This is a genomic window from Rhizobium sp. CECT 9324, from assembly GCF_918741265.1.
GTDB lineage: Bacteria > Pseudomonadota > Alphaproteobacteria > Rhizobiales > Rhizobiaceae > Allorhizobium.
The window spans coordinates 469,802-485,000 of sequence record NZ_CAKKMZ010000001.1 but is presented as its reverse complement, the minus strand read 5'-3'; the positions used below and the strand labels follow the sequence as shown (position 1 = coordinate 485,000).

Annotated in this window: 11 protein-coding genes; 5 read left to right on the top strand and 6 right to left on the bottom strand. The window is 62.1% G+C overall.

Annotated features, from left to right (window positions below; translation table 11 throughout):
• Positions 1-129: 129 nt before the first annotated feature.
• The 4 genes from LQ231_RS02240 to LQ231_RS02225 all read left to right on the top strand — a co-directional run bounded on the left by LQ231_RS02240 (position 130) and on the right by LQ231_RS02225 (position 5,530).
• Positions 130-1,083 carry an ornithine cyclodeaminase family protein gene (locus LQ231_RS02240; protein ID WP_230170118.1) on the top strand — a complete coding sequence of 318 codons (954 nt, stop codon included), beginning with the start codon at positions 130-132 and terminating at the stop codon, positions 1,081-1,083.
• Positions 1,080-3,539: an ATP-dependent helicase HrpB gene (hrpB, locus tag LQ231_RS02235; RefSeq protein ID WP_230170117.1), complete on the top strand. Its 2,460-nt coding sequence runs from the start codon at positions 1,080-1,082 to the stop codon at positions 3,537-3,539. The genes LQ231_RS02240 and hrpB overlap by 4 nt, the downstream gene beginning before the upstream one ends.
• A gap of 25 nt (positions 3,540-3,564) precedes the next feature.
• Positions 3,565-4,866 (top strand): ActS/PrrB/RegB family redox-sensitive histidine kinase, encoded by a 1,302-nt coding sequence (locus LQ231_RS02230; protein ID WP_230170116.1) that lies wholly within the window; start codon positions 3,565-3,567, stop codon positions 4,864-4,866.
• Positions 4,867-4,936: 70 nt separating this feature from the next.
• Complete coding sequence (locus tag LQ231_RS02225; RefSeq protein WP_230170115.1) at positions 4,937-5,530, top strand: ActR/PrrA/RegA family redox response regulator transcription factor; 594 nt, start codon at positions 4,937-4,939, stop codon at positions 5,528-5,530.
• Position 5,531: 1 nt separating this feature from the next.
• Here LQ231_RS02225 and LQ231_RS02220 read toward each other — a convergent pair whose 3' ends face one another.
• Positions 5,532-6,014, bottom strand: a complete 483-nt coding sequence (locus LQ231_RS02220) for an MmcB family DNA repair protein (RefSeq protein WP_230170114.1) — start codon at positions 6,012-6,014, stop codon at positions 5,532-5,534.
• A gap of 176 nt (positions 6,015-6,190) precedes the next feature.
• Here LQ231_RS02220 and LQ231_RS02215 point away from each other — a divergent pair, with 176 nt between their 5' ends.
• Positions 6,191-6,856 carry a L,D-transpeptidase gene (locus tag LQ231_RS02215; protein WP_230170113.1) on the top strand — a complete coding sequence of 222 codons (666 nt, stop codon included), beginning with the start codon at positions 6,191-6,193 and terminating at the stop codon, positions 6,854-6,856.
• A gap of 77 nt (positions 6,857-6,933) precedes the next feature.
• Here LQ231_RS02215 and LQ231_RS02210 read toward each other — a convergent pair whose 3' ends face one another.
• The 5 genes from LQ231_RS02210 to hslU form a co-directional block, all read right to left on the bottom strand.
• Complete coding sequence (locus tag LQ231_RS02210; protein WP_230170112.1) at positions 6,934-9,105, bottom strand: malate synthase G; 2,172 nt, start codon at positions 9,103-9,105, stop codon at positions 6,934-6,936.
• 108 nt (positions 9,106-9,213) lie between these two features.
• The gene (locus tag LQ231_RS02205; RefSeq protein ID WP_230170111.1) at positions 9,214-11,217 is read right to left on the bottom strand and encodes a hydantoinase/oxoprolinase family protein; all 2,004 of its coding nucleotides are present in this window, start codon (positions 11,215-11,217) and stop codon (positions 9,214-9,216) included.
• A 47-nt stretch (positions 11,218-11,264) separates the two neighbouring features.
• Positions 11,265-12,728, bottom strand: coding sequence for a cytochrome P450 (locus tag LQ231_RS02200; protein ID WP_230170110.1), 1,464 nt, complete (start codon positions 12,726-12,728; stop codon positions 11,265-11,267).
• Positions 12,729-12,767: 39 nt separating this feature from the next.
• A complete protein-coding gene (locus LQ231_RS02195; RefSeq protein ID WP_230173226.1) occupies positions 12,768-13,706 on the bottom strand; it encodes a DUF1402 family protein in 939 nt (312 codons plus the stop codon).
• Positions 13,707-13,887: 181 nt separating this feature from the next.
• Positions 13,888-15,198, bottom strand: a complete 1,311-nt coding sequence (gene hslU, locus LQ231_RS02190; RefSeq protein WP_113143776.1) for an ATP-dependent protease ATPase subunit HslU — start codon at positions 15,196-15,198, stop codon at positions 13,888-13,890.
• Position 15,199: the final 1 nt, after the last annotated feature.

The following is a 15,199-nucleotide window of genomic DNA, read 5'->3' as shown; positions in this document are numbered from 1 at the left end:
GCAGGGCGTTTCGGAAGTTCTGGCCGCCGCGCGTAGCGGAAACAGCATTGGCAATGGTTATGGTGACGGCGGCCGTTTGCACGCGCCGTGCCTCTTGCTAGTGTCGCCTGCAACAACAGGAGACAGGACATGCTTTTTCTCGACCGAAACGCAACCGCCGACGCCTTGAACTGGGAGCGCCTGATCGAGGCCATTGCCGGGCAGTTTGCCGGTGGCTGCGTCATGCCGGTCCGCCACCATCACGGCGTCGCGGTGCCCGGCGAGGCCGAAGCGACCTTGCTGCTGATGCCTGCCTGGGTTCCCGGCTCTTATATAGGGGTCAAGCTGGTCTCGGTGTTCCCGGACAATGTCCGACGCAGCCTGCCGGCCATCCATGGCAGCTATCTTCTCTCGTCCGGCAAGACCGGGGAAATGCTGGCCGTGATCGATGGCGGCGAGTTGACCGCGCGGCGCACCGCCGCCACCTCGGCGCTCGCAGCCCGTCATCTTGCACGCCGCGACGCATCCGTGCTGCTGGTGACCGGGACCGGCCGCCTGTCGCTGAACCTCATCGAGGCACATAGCAAAGTGCGTCCGATCAGCCGTATCCTGATCTGGGGTCGCGATACCTCCAAGGCGGAGGCGACTGCCGCCGAGGCCCGGGCTCTCGGCCATCCTGCCGAGGCGGTGGCGGACCTGGAGCCGGCGGCGCGGATCGCCGACATCATTTCCTGCGCGACGCTGTCGCAGCAACCGCTGATCCTCGGGGCATGGCTGAAAGCGGGCGCGCATCTCGATCTGATCGGCGCCTTCAAGCGCGACATGCGAGAAAGCGACGACGAGGCAGTCCGGCGCGCAACGCTGTTCGTCGATACGCGCGACGGCGCATTTGCCGAAGCCGGCGATATCCTGCAGCCGCTCGAAGCCGGCATCATCACGCGCGACGATATCCGCGCCGAACTGGCCGAACTGGTCACGGGCCGCCATGCTGGACGGCGGTCGGACGACGAAATCACGCTTTTCAAGTCGGTCGGTGCGGCACTCGAGGATCTGGCCGGCGCGGTCCTTGCCTATGAGACGGCAAGGGATACATCTGCTGCATGACGCCTGCCTTGCCCAAACTTCCGATCAGCGACCAGTTGCCGGCAATCGCCGGCGCCCTGCAGACCGGCAACCGGCTGGTGCTGTCGGCGCCGCCCGGTGCTGGCAAGACCACGCTGGTACCGCTGCATCTGCTTGGCCAAGACTGGCGGGCAGATGGACGGATCATCCTCCTGGAGCCAAGGCGGCTGGCGGCGCGGGCGGCGGCTTCGCGCATGGCCAGCCTGCTGGGCGAGACCGTCGGGGAGACCGTCGGCTACCGGATGCGGCTCGACAACCGGATCTCCGGCCGGACCCGGATCGAAGTGGTGACCGAGGGGGTCTTCGTGCGCATGGTCCTGGAGGATCCGGAGCTGAAGGGCATCGCCGCCGTTATCTTCGACGAGTTCCACGAACGGTCGCTGGATGCCGATTTCGGCCTGGCGCTTGCCGTGGACGTGCAATCGGCGCTGAGGCCCGACCTGAAGCTGGTGGTGATGTCGGCAACGCTGGATGTCGAGCGGATCGCAGCACTGCTCGACCATCCCCCGATCGTCAAAAGCGAGGGTCGCAGCTTCCCGGTCGAGATGACATATCGCGACCGGGCCGGCACGGAACGGATCGAAGATGCGATGACCTCCGCTATCCTGGAGGCCCATGCAAAAGAGCCGGGCTCCATCCTTGCCTTCCTTCCCGGACAGGCCGAAATCCGCCGCGTGTCGCAGCGGCTCGAGGAAAGGCTCCCGCCGACAAGTCGTGTCACACCGCTTTATGGCAATCTTTCCCAGGCAGAACAGGATGCGGCGATCCGGCCGGCGCCTGCCGGGCAACGCAAGATCGTGCTGGCGACATCGATTGCCGAGACCTCGATCACCATCGACGGCGTCCGGGTGGTGATCGACAGTGGCCTGCAGCGTCTACCGGTGTTCGAGCCGGCGACGGGCATCACCCGGCTGGAAACGGTGCGCGTGTCACGCGCCTCGGCCGATCAAAGGGCCGGGCGCGCCGGACGCACGGAACCGGGTCTTGCGATCAGGCTCTGGCATCAAGGACAAACGGCCGCCCTTCCGGCGTTCACGCCGCCGGAGATCCTGGCGACCGATCTTTCCGGCCTGGTGCTCGACATGGCTCACTGGGGCGTGACGGATCCGGCGCAACTGGCGCTGCTCGACATGCCTCCGGCCGTGACGCTGAAGGAGGCGCGCGCGCTGTTGCAGTCGCTGGGCGCCCTGGATTCGCACTTTCAACTGACCCCACGCGGGCGAAAAATGCGCGATTTCGGTCTGCCTGCACGCCTGGCGGCCATGGTGCTTGCCGCGGCAGACGAGGATCTGGCGCGGCCGGCGGCAGAGCTCGCCGTGCTGTTGACCGAGCAGGGACTTGGCGGTTCCGATCTCGATCTCGACGAAAGACTGCGGCGCTTTCGCCGCGAAGGCGGCGACCGGGCGGTTGCCGCCCGCCGGCTGGCGGCGCGATTTGCCGAAGAGGCCGGCGGGCAGAAGGCCACGGCCGAGACCTCGGCTGGTTCCCTTCTGCTGCATGCCTATCCTGACCGGATCGCCAAGCGGCGCGGCGGGCGCGGGCGTTTTGTCATGGCGAATGGACGCGGTGCGGAGATTGGCGAGACGGAACGACTGGCGGGTGCCGATATGCTGGTGATTGCCGATCTGACCGGCAAGGCAGCGCAGGGCCGCGTGCTGGCGGCAGCGGAAATCACGCGCGGCATGGTCGAAGACGGCCTGCCCGACGCCATCGCCACATCGGAAGAAAGCGGCTTTGACGCAACAAGCCGGCAGGTGCGGGCGCGCCGGGTCACCCGGATCGGGGCGATCGTGCTGGAGGAGTCGCCGCTTGCAAAACCGAAGGGAGAGCCGGCGGCCCGCGCACTTGCCGAAGGCGTCAAGCTGCTTGGTCTGCAGGCGCTTGGCTTTTCCAGATCGGGCGAGCAGCTGCGGCAGCGGCTGGGATTCCTGCATCGAAGCCTGGGAGAACCATGGCCGGATGTCAGCGACGTTTCACTGCTCGACACGCTGGAGACCTGGTTCGTGCCCTTCCAGTCGGGTGTCACGAGCCTTGAACAGGTGAGCGCGGGCAGTCTTCAGGACGGCTTGATGTCGCTGATGCCGCATGGGCTCGGCCGCGATCTCGACCGATTGGCGCCGACGCATTTCACCGCGCCGACAGGCCACGCCCATCCGATCCGCTATGACGGAGCGGAACCGGTGCTGGCAATCCGCGTGCAGGAACTCTATGGCATGAAGAGCCATCCGGCGATCGCGGGCGGCAAATTGCCACTGGTTCTCGAGTTGACCTCGCCGGCACATCGGCCCATCCAGACGACACGCGATCTGCCGGGCTTCTGGGCCGGTTCCTGGAAGGATGTGCGCAGCGAGATGCGCGGTCGCTATCCCCGCCATCCCTGGCCGGAAAGCCCGGCAGACGCGGATCCGACGACACGGGTGAAGCCACGCGGCACCTGAAGCATCAGACGAAAGGCGAAACAGAATGAGCATGGAGCTTTCGGCCAAGTTCGGCCCCTCGAGCCGCCGGTTGCGGCTGGAGACACTGGTGCGATTGCGCTGGGTGGCCGTGGCCGGCCAGGCGCTGACCGTCATGGTGGTTGCGTTCTGGTTCGATTTCCCACTGCCACTGGCCACCTGCCTTGGCCTGGTCGGGGCGCTGGCCGCCGCCAATGCCCTTCTCTCTTTTGCATTCCCTTCAACCTATCGGCTGGAACCGGCGGCCGCATTTGCGGTTCTGGCACTCGATCTGTTCCAGATGGGCGCCCTGCTGTTCATCACCGGCGGCCTGAACAATCCCTTCGCACCGCTGATCTGCGTTCCGGTGATCATTTCGTTTGCATCGCAGCCCCGGCGACATTCGACGGCGCTGCTGATCACGGCCGTCGGGTTCATCACGCTGCTGGTCTTCACCCCTTATCCCCTGCCGTGGTTCGAAGGCCGGCATCTGGACGTGCACCCGCTGATGCAGGTCGGCATGTGGTGCTCGATCGTGTCGATGATGGCGTTTGCCGCCTTCTATGCCTACCGTGTCTCACAGGAGGCCACGCTGCTGGCAGACGCATTGACCGCGACGGAACTCATCCTCCAGCGCGAGCAGCATCTCCACCAGCTGGACGGCCTGGCGGCGGCGGCGGCCCACGAGCTTGGAACACCATTGGCCACGATCAGCGTGGTGGCCAAGGAAATGGAACGCGAACTGGGCGAGGACGATCGCTTCCGCGAAGATGTTCAACTGCTGCGCAGCCAGAGCGAGCGATGCCGTGACATTCTCAGGCGATTGACCAGCCTACCATCGGAGGGCGAGGCGCATATGCGGATGCTGCCGCTGTCCTCGATGATCGAGGAAGTTCTGGCACCGCATCGCGAATTCGGCATCAAGGTCGAGTTGATCGAGCTTTCCGACCGGGCGTCGGAACCGGTTGGGACCCGCAATGCGGCCATCCTGTATGGGCTTGGCAATCTGCTGGAGAATGCGATCGACTATGCGCGTTCCAAGGTCATCGTCAGGGTCAAACATACGTCTAGCGATGTCACGGTGACGATCGAGGATGACGGCGCGGGATTTTCCGCCGGGGTCTTGCAAAGAATTGGCGAGCCCTATGTTACAAGCAGGCAGGGTGACGCCCGTGCCGGCGGACTGGGACTCGGGCTTTTCATCGCCAAAACGCTGCTCGAGCGATCCGGCGCAAGCCTCCGGTTCGAAAATGGCGCATCCGAGCACCCCGGTGCCCGCGTCATAGTGTCATGGCCAAGGGAATTCATGGAGGCAAACACGCCCTTATGACTTTACCGACCCGCTTTTCGTGCCCATAAGCTCAGCCAGGACGAGAATACACCTCTCGGGATTATAGATCATGACAGATGTCGCACCATCCAGTGCCCAAACAAGCCAGTCCACCTCGCCAACCGGCGTCAATCTCGGCGCTGATCCATCCTTGCTGATTGTCGATGACGACGCGCCGTTCCTGCGCCGCCTTGCCCGGGCGATGGAGACGCGTGGCTTTGTCGTCGATCTTGCCTGCTCTGTTGCGGAAGGCATCGCCAAGGCCCGTTCGGCACCGCCGAGCTATGCTGTTGTCGATCTCAGGTTGGGTGACGGCAATGGCCTCGACGTGATTGAGGCCATTCGCGAACGAAGAACGGACACGCGGATCATCGTGCTGACCGGATACGGCAATATCGCGACGGCCGTGACCGCGGTCAAACTCGGCGCGCTCGACTATCTGTCGAAGCCCGCGGATGCTGACGATATCTATCTGGCGTTGACGCAAAGGCCTGGCGAAAAGGCCGAGGTTCCGGAAAACCCGATGTCGGCAGACAGGGTACGCTGGGAGCATATCCAGCGCGTCTACGAGAGTTGCGAGCGCAATGTGTCGGAAACAGCACGCCGCCTGAACATGCATCGCCGGACCCTGCAGCGCATCCTTGCCAAGCGCGCGCCGAAGTAGATCATTCGCGAGGGGTGCGGGCCGCCCACTCCGCCATCATCAAGCGCTGGGCCGCCGCACGGGAGAAATCCAGTGTGACGGCCTTTCGCGTTGCCGGTGCCAGACGATGCTCCGGTGCCTCACGCACCACATGGCCCGCATAGCCATCGGACAGCAGCAGTCCGCAATCCTCGGGGAAGATATCGAGGGGAACACCGGCGTGGGTCGCAAAGAACAGGCGGTCGCAATAGCGTCGATAGTCAGGCCATTTGCGATCAACGCGAAAATCCTCGATCGAGGACTTGATCTCGACGATCCAGAGCTCGCCGCGTTCGGACAGCGCGATCAGGTCGGCGCGGCGGCCATTGGCCAGGGCCAGCTCCGGCAAAACGGCGAAGCGCATGTCCGTCAACAGAAGCTGCACGCCGCGCCGAACCATTAACGCGCGGTCCGACTGACGCCCATCGATTAGCGGATTGTTAACGGCGATCGAAACAATGGTCATGGATATGTCCGTCCCAGCGGCCACAGATGTTGCATAAAAACCATGCGGCGTCATTTTGCAGTGCCGAAGACGCTCGGCTGAGATACTGCGCTTGCGTCGCCGAGATTAATCAAAAATAAACCATAATCAAAGATGGTCGAGACAACCATTTCCCCGCCCAAACCATGAGCTCCCCCATGCGCTTCCGCAATTTATTGACCATGCTCGGCCTCGTTGCATCCGTAGGCCTCGCCGGCTGCACCACCACATCCGACGGATCCAAGGAGGTTGCCGAAACCACCAAGGTTGAAATCTTCAGCGGTTCCTATGGCAAGGTTACCGATGCCGGTTTCGCGCTGCCAGCCATCCCGATCGAAAAGGTGAACAAGAAGTTTCATCGCCAGATCGTCGACTATTCGACCAGCGAAAAGCCGGGCACCGTCGTCGTCGATACGCGCGAGCGTTTCCTGTATTACGTGCTGCCGCGCGGCAAGGCTGTTCGCTACGGCATCGGCGTCGGCAAGCAGGGCTTTGCTTGGAAGGGCGAAGCCTATATCGCATGGAAGCAGGCATGGCCGACCTGGCATCCGCCAAAGGAAATGGCGGCACGCAAGCCGGACGTGGCCCAGTATGTCGAAAAGGGCATGGATCCGGGCCTGCGTAACCCGCTCGGCGCCCGTGCGATGTATCTCTTCAACGAGAAGGGCCAAGACACGTTGTTCCGTCTGCACGGTACACCGGAATGGGCCTCGATCGGTACCGCCGCGTCGTCCGGCTGTATCCGCCTGATGAACCAGGACGTGATCGATCTCTATAACCGCGTGACGCCGGGCAAGAGCGCCAAGGTCGTCGTCCAGCAGTAAACCTTCATTTTCTTCGGAATGATAAAAGCCGCCAGAGTGATCTGGCGGCTTTTTTGTTGGAATCTCAGCGCCGGGGGTTAATGGCCGGTCTGTGCCTTCAACTCGAGACGGCGACGGTGCAAGACTGGCTCGGTATAGCCGTTCGGCTGTTCACGCCCCTTCAGGACCAACTCGAGTGCGGCCTGGAAAGCGGTCGAGGCGTCGTAGTCGCTCGCCATCGGCGTGTAGGCGAGATCGCCGGCGTTTTGGCCATCGACAACGATGGCCATGCGCTTAAGCGTCTCGACCACCTGCGCCTCGGTGACGACACCGTGATGCAGCCAGTTTGCCATGTGCTGGGCGGAAATACGCAAGGTTGCGCGGTCTTCCATCAAGCCGATGTTGTTGATGTCCGGGACCTTCGAGCAGCCAACGCCCTGGTCAACCCAACGAACCACATAACCCAGAATGCCCTGGGCGTTGTTGTCGATTTCACGCTGGATTTCCTCAGGCGTCCAGTTCGGACGGGTTGCGACCGGTACCGACAGGATATCGGCGAGCTTGGCGCGGGGCCGCGTCTTCAGTTCCTTCTGCACCGTCGCCACATCGACACTATGATAGTGCGTCGCGTGCAGGGTGGCGGCCGTCGGCGACGGAACCCAGGCGGTGTTGGCGCCAGCCCTCGGATGGGCGATCTTCTGCTCGAGCATTGCAGCCATGAGGTCTGGCATGGCCCACATGCCCTTGCCGATCTGGGCGTGGCCGGACAGGCCGCATTCGAGACCGATATCAACATTCCAGTTCTCATAGGCCGAGATCCAGGCGGCCTGCTTCATGTCGCCCTTGCGAATCATCGGGCCGGCCTCCATCGACGTGTGGATTTCGTCGCCGGTACGATCCAGGAAGCCCGTATTGATGAAGACAACGCGGTCCCGGGCGGCGCGGATACACTCCTTGAGGTTGACCGTGGTGCGGCGCTCCTCGTCCATGATGCCCATCTTGATGGTGTTGGGTGCCATGCCGATCAAGTCTTCGACACGCGAGAAGATTTCGCAGGCGAAGGCAACTTCCTCGGGGCCGTGCATCTTCGGCTTGACGACATACATCGAACCCGTGCGGGAATTCTTCCGGCGACCCGAGGGGCCGATGTCGTGCATGGCGATCAATCCCGTCAGCGCCGCATCCAGGATGCCTTCGGGAACCTCGTTGCCATCGCGGTCGCGGATCGCGGGATTGGTCATCAGGTGGCCGACATTGCGGATCAGCATCAGCGAGCGACCGTGCAGACTTGCCGGCTGACCGTTGGGCGCCAGATACTCGACATCAGGATTGAGGGCACGGATGAAGGACTTTCCGCCCTTTGCCACTTCCTCGGTCAGATCGCCTTTCATCAGACCAAGCCAGTTGTCATAGACCACAACCTTGTCTTCTGCATCCACTGCGGCGACCGAATCCTCGCAGTCCATGATGGTGGTCAGTGCCGACTCTAGGCGAATGTCGTTGATCCTGGCCGCATCGCTCTGGCCGATCACGCCTGTGCCGTCGATCAAGATATCGACATGCAGACCATTCTTTCTCAGCAGGATTGCCGTCGGCGCATCCGGCGCGCCACGATAACCTGCAAACTGGGCCGGATCAGACAGCCCGGTCATGCCACCATCGCTCAGGCGGACGGACAGGGCTTCATTTTCAACCGCCAGGGCAGACACCGCAGCCCAGTTTCCGGCCGCAAGCGGCGCCGAGCGGTCGAGGAAATCACGCGCCCAGGCAATCACCTTGGCGCCGCGGGCCGGATTGTAGCCCTTGCCGTTCTCTGCGCCGTCCGTTTCGGGAATGGCGTCCGTCCCGTACAGCGCATCGTAAAGGGAACCCCAGCGGGCATTGGCGGCATTCAGCGCATAGCGGGCATTCATCACCGGCACGACAAGCTGCGGACCGGCGATCGTCGCAATTTCCGGATCGGTATTGCCGGTTGCGATCTGAAATGCCTCGCCTTCAGGCAACAGATAGCCAATCTCGCGCAGGAAGGCCTCATAGACCGCCATGTCGCTCGGCGCGCCGTTCTGGCTATACCAGGCGTCGATCTGTTCCTGCAGTTCGTCTCTGCGTGCCAGCAGTGCCCGGTTCTTCGGAGCCAGATCGTGCACAATCGCGGAAAGCCCGGCCAAAAAGCGGTCGGCATCTATGCCCGTGCCAGGTATGGCGCGAGCTGTGATGAACTCATGAAGTTTTTGATCAATCGACAGACCGTGGCTTTCAACGAATGTCATGGGCAATTCTCCTCGCAATGCGGCACGCGCTTGGCGCCTAACATCATCCGAATGCATTCATAGTCAATCATGCAATAATTAGAAATATTCTTTCCAAAATGGAAAGTATCAATGCCTTGCCATTCTCGGACGGCCGCTGGCCGTTGCGAAGATACGCGCTTCCACCAGCTTGCGGCGGCCTTCGATCTCCGGCGCATCGACCTCTTCCCGGCAGGTCACGATCGCATCGGCAGCACCACTTGCCTCTGCATGGTCCAACGCGATGGTCGATGCACGATGGCGGGCGGCGGAAAAGGCTTTTTCTTCATCGACGAAACGCTGACTATCGCCGGCGCCCGATACAATGAAAAGGCCCTCCTCCGGCGATGTGATGAAGACGGTCGTTGTGCTGCGAACCTGCCCGACAACGGCGCCGACGGCATTGGCAACATCGGCATCGGGCGGGACAGCGCATTCCGCCGACAGCATCTCGGCGATGGCCGGATAGTAGACCGAAGCCGATGCTCCAAGGCCGATCAGAGGTCGATCGAGCGACAAGGCAAAACGGGCAATGCCGGGCGCTCGGTTGAGGGCGCGATCGATCAGCACCGAGCGCACCGGATCGATATCCGAAATGCCGTCTTCGGCAAAACAGGAAGAGAGGATCACCTCGGCGGACTGGCGGGTCAGGCGATCGACTATGCTTTCCGCTAGCATCCAAGGGGAGGCCGCAATCGGCTGTCCGGCGCCATTTTTTTGCCGGACGGCAAGCTTCAGGCCCAGTTCAGCGGCTTCACGGCTCCATTGTCCCTGGCGGTCGAGAAGATGCATGGCATCCGATGGCGTCAGACCGACAAGATGGACCAGACCGCGTGAGACGAGACGATCCAGCGTGGCCTTCTGCTGGGTGAAGGAAATCAACTGATCGAGTGGCAGCGGCGTGGCGCTGATCCGCTCAAACAAAGCCGCCTCCTGTGGCTGCAGTCCGGCCGCCAAATGGTCAGGCACCCCTGTGCGGACGGCAAAACGGCCGTCGTGGCGACCCAGATGCGTGGCGCGGACCTGCCGGTCCAGAACATCGAGAATGGCGGCTCCGTGCAACGTTGCGGCCAGGCTCAGCGGCACAAGCCGGCGGGGACCGAGATCGATGCGTGCGGCCAAACCACGGTCATCAAAGCGAACCTCCGAATCGCCGCCCAGACCGAATGTGCGCATGGCAACTGCCTCGACCATGGTACGGAAATTGCCGACCACTGCGCCATCCTGATCGAGACGCGGGCGGCCGCCTTCCATGATCGCCACGTCCGTGGTGGTTCCGCCAATATCGGAGACAACGGCGTTGTCCAGGCCGGTCAGGTGCCGCGCGCCGACCAGACTTGCCGCCGGGCCGGACAGGATCGTCTCGATCGGGCGCAGCCTTGCTTCGGCAGCCGAAATCAAGGCGCCATCTCCTCGAACCACCATCAATGGCGCATCGATGCCGCGCTGCTTCAGATAGGTTTCCGCCGATCCAACCAGCCGGTCGATCATCGATACCAGGCGCGCGTTCAGCAATGTGGTCAAGGCGCGGCGCGGACCGCCCAGCTTGGACGACAATTCATGGCTGCAGGTGACGGGCAGGCCGCTCTGAGCGCGGATCAGATCACGCACCTTCAACTCATGGGCTGGGTTGCGCACGGCGAAATAGCCGGCGACGGCAAAGGACGAGACATTCGGCGACAGCCCCGGCAGGGCTGCCACCAAAGCTTCGATATCCAGAGGTGTCTCATTGCCATGCACGTCATGGCCCCCGGCGATGAACAGCACGGGGTCCGAACCCAATGCCTCGGCAAGGCCGTCACGCTTGAGATCCTCCGGCCCGAAACCGATCATCACCAAAGCCGAACGCCCGCCCTGCCCTTCAACCAGCGCATTGGTGGCAAGCGTCGTCGACAACGAGACAAGGCCGATGGCCTCTGGCGCTATTCCGGAAGTTTGCAGCACTTTCTCAAGAGCCCCGGCAATGCCGATCGACAGGTCGTGCCGCGTCGTCAGGGCCTTGGCCTTGGCGAGGATACCCGCGGTTTCGCTGTAGATCACCGCATCGGTATAGGTTCCGCCGGTATCGATGCCGAGCATAGTGTCTGAAGTCACGAAGGCCGCCTTGTCTTCCAGTCTTTGCTCACAGGGAGCCCAGACCGTTATGGCATAGTCGCTTCCGTTTGCACCAGCGGACCCGCGTCAGATGCAGGCTTGTTTCGCGCCTTCCGACGGGTAATCCGCATCGGTATTCCGCCTGCCGGCTGGGTCGTGAGCTTCTGCACCGGCCATGGATTTGTCTGCGGCGTGACATCGAAACGGAACCGTTGCATCAGCACGGCCAGGGCGATGACCGCCTCCTGCAATGCAAATGTGGCACCGATGCAAATACGAGGTCCGGCGCCGAAGGGAAGATACTGGAAACGGCCGATCTTTTCCCGCGTACCGGGCAAGAAACGCGACGGATCGAAGACGCGCGGCTTGTTCCAGTAAAGTTCGTGCCGATGCAGCGTCCACGGCATGACGAGCACCGTCGTGCCCTTGGCGATCTCGATCACCTCGCCATTGGCCGCCGTGTAGCTGTCGTCCGCGATCGCATCGCGATTGATCGACGGCGCCGGCGGATAAAGGCGCATTGCCTCCTCGAAGGCCGCGCGGACATGCGGCATCTGTTCCAGCCAGTCGACAGGGTCGGCACCGCTTTCAATCACCCTGTCGATCTCTTCCTCCATAGCGATGCGCACATCAGGACAGTGGGCGACGCAGTAGAACGTCCAGGCCAGCGCGCGCGCCGTCGTTTCATGGCCGGCACCGATGAAGGTCAGGATGTTGTCCTCGATTTCCTCCCCGGTCAGACCCTCCGGACCTTCAAGATCCAGCAGCAAGGTGAGAAAATCATTCGGCGCCGTGCTCCGGTCGGCGTTCATCAGGGCGCGGCGCTGGTCCATGGTGTTGCGGACAAGCTGTCGGAACTTGCGCAGAACCTTTTGGCCCCGGATCCGCGTGAAGCGCGGCACCCATTTGGGTGCCTTGAGCAGATCAAACGGGTCAACCCGGCCCATATTGTGCAGAAGATCCTCGACGTCCTTGGCGAAATCGCCTTGCTCAGACACGATGCCGCCGGAAAACAGCGTGGCCGACAGGATGTCATAGGTCAGTTCGGTCATGTCGACCGCGATGTCGCGCACCGTGCCTGCCGGTTCATCCGTCTCGTAGCGGGAGAGGAAATCCTCACTCTCTTGGCGCATCTGCAGCGCAAAACCACGCGCGTGGCGCGGTGTGAAGACGGGTGCCATGGCCTTGCGCGACCGTTTCCAGACGGGACCTTCCGCTGTCAGCAAGCCATCCCGGAGGATCGGGCGCAAGACCAGTTGGCGGACCTCGGACATTTCGTAATTTGAAGCATTGTCGACGAGCACATGGCGGATCAGGCCGGGATCATTGGCGATCAGTGTCGTCTGGCCGAAAAAGCGCGTCTCGATCCATGGCCAGGTGTAAGACGGCACGCCCCACAGTTCGAGCGGATTGCGCAGCACCGTCCGGATGATTTCAAGCCGACCTGGAGGCACCGTGCGCGGCAGCGGTGCCGGCGGTTCAAAATCCGCGACTGGAGACTGATCGTGCATGCCTGGACTCCACAAAGGGGCGCCATCGCCCGTATGGAACTAGAGCAGGTCCTCAAGTTCGTCCAGCCGATCGTTGACCAACCAGCCGTAATAGTTCTCTTCCGGCCAATTCGTCGCACCGCCGGCATTGCGCGCGCGCAGCGCGCGGGCACGCTGCAGCGAATTGCCGATATTGAACAGGGTCGCGGTCACGCCGGGATTCTGCGAGATGTCCACACCGGCAATGCTGCGGTAGTCATCAATCGATTTGCGGATCACTGCCGCCATGAAGGCGAGCGAGATGTCGGGATCCATGATCGCCTTGTAGACGCCGACCGCGTCCTTCTCGTCCAGCTTGGCATAGCCGGATTTCTGATGCACGAGATCCGACAGCATGAGCGCGGTCAGCGGATTGATCTGGCCCAGTCCGAAGGTCTGTCCGGCATAGAAAGGCTGGAAAAAGACAGCGCTGAACCGATTGTTGGGATAGGCGGTGCCGCCGACCGTCTTGCCGCGAAAACGATCTTGCCAGACATCCTCGCGGCAGGTCCACAGACGGTAGGAATCGTCCAGCGCGGCGCATTCGGCAAATTCCGGCCGCTGGACGAAATCGGAGACGTCTTCGCTCTTGTAGGCAAAGCGGAAGCTGTTGCCGGCATAGGATGCCGCCTTCACGTAGTAGCTTTGCAGGCTGTCATAGGCGTCGACGTTGTAAGTGTGTTCGCCGACAATCGCACCGACCATATGGATCGGCGAAATGCCATAGGCTGCCGCCGTCTTCTTGATCTTGCCGACCAGGGCGTCGTCGTCGCGCAGCAGATCGCGGACCTTTTCAAATTTCAGATCAAAGCTGGTCTTGCCGGCCTTGGTGCGGCGCACCGATGCGCCGGGAATCGGCGGCTGCTCGATATTGCGATTGCCTGCCGGTACCGCCTGCGCAGCGTTCGACACGGACGCCAGCGATCCCGCAAAAGCGACCGTGAGAAGAAAAGTCCGGATGAATGGTAGCACGCTTCGCCGTCCTCAGACTGAGCCGCAAATCAGATCCCCGTCACCACAATGGGCGGGCCGCAGATCCACTAATCCACTCCTTACATAAGCACGGCCTGCATTGTCGACCTTCGTCGCTCTCACTTTCCCGATACTGCGGGAGGGAAAGAGCGCCATAGGTGCACAAAGATCACAGGATATAGCGGCTGAGATCGGTATCGGCGGCGAGATCGCCGACATGTTTCTGCACATAGTCCGAATCGATCATCACCACAGCACCGCCACGATCCGGCGCGTTGAACGAAATATCGTCCAGCACGCGCTCCATGACCGTCTGCAGACGCCGCGCGCCGATGTTTTCGACCGTGGTGTTCAGTTTCACCGCGACATCGGCCAAAGCATCGATCGCATCCTCGGTAAAATCGAGGTTCAGCTCTTCGGTTGCCATCAGCGCCTTGTACTGCCGGATCAGGCTTGCCTCGGTTTCCGTAAGAATCCGGCGGAAGTCCTCCTTGGTCAGCGGCTTCAGCTCGACCCGGATCGGCAGACGGCCCTGCAGTTCCGGTAGAAGATCCGAGGGTTTCGAGACATGGAAGGCACCTGACGCAATGAAGAGGATATGATCGGTCTTCACCGGGCCGTATTTGGTCGAAACCGTGGTGCCCTCGACCAGCGGCAGCAAGTCGCGCTGCACACCTTCCCGCGATACCCCTGCACCCACGCCACCCTCGCGGGCAGCGATCTTGTCGATTTCATCCAGGAAGACGATGCCGTCATTCTCGACCGAGCGCACGGCCTCGCGCTGGATCACTTCATTGTCTATCAGCTTGTCGGACTCGTCGCGGATCAGGTCGGTGTAGGACGACTTGACCGTGGTGCGGACCTTCTTCGTCCGGTTACCCATCGCCTTGCCGAACATTTCCGAAATGTTGAGAATGCCGACATTGGCACCGGGCATTCCCGGTATTTCGAAACCGCCCGGCATCCCGGATCCAGCATCGGCCACTTCGATATCGATTTCCTTGTCGTCCAGTTCGCCGCTGCGCAGCTTCTTGCGGAAGCTGTCGCGGGTCGCCGGCGATGACGTCGAACCAACCAGCGCGTCCAAAACCCGTTCTTCAGCCAGAGCGTGCGCCTTGGCCTCAACCTCATGGCGCTTCTTGTCTCGGACCAGCGTGATGCCGATCTCGACGAGGTCGCGAATGATCTGTTCGACATCGCGACCGACATAGCCGACCTCAGTAAACTTGGTCGCCTCGACCTTGATGAATGGAGCGCCAGCGAGCTTCGCAAGGCGGCGGGAAATCTCGGTCTTGCCGACACCCGTCGGCCCGATCATCAGGATGTTCTTCGGCATAACTTCATCGCGCAGATCCTCCGAAAGCTGCTGCCGGCGCCAGCGGTTGCGCAAGGCGATCGCCACGGCGCGCTTGGCGTCGTGCTGGCCAATGATATGGCGATCGAGCTCGGAAACGATCTCGCGCGGAGAAAAATTGCTCATG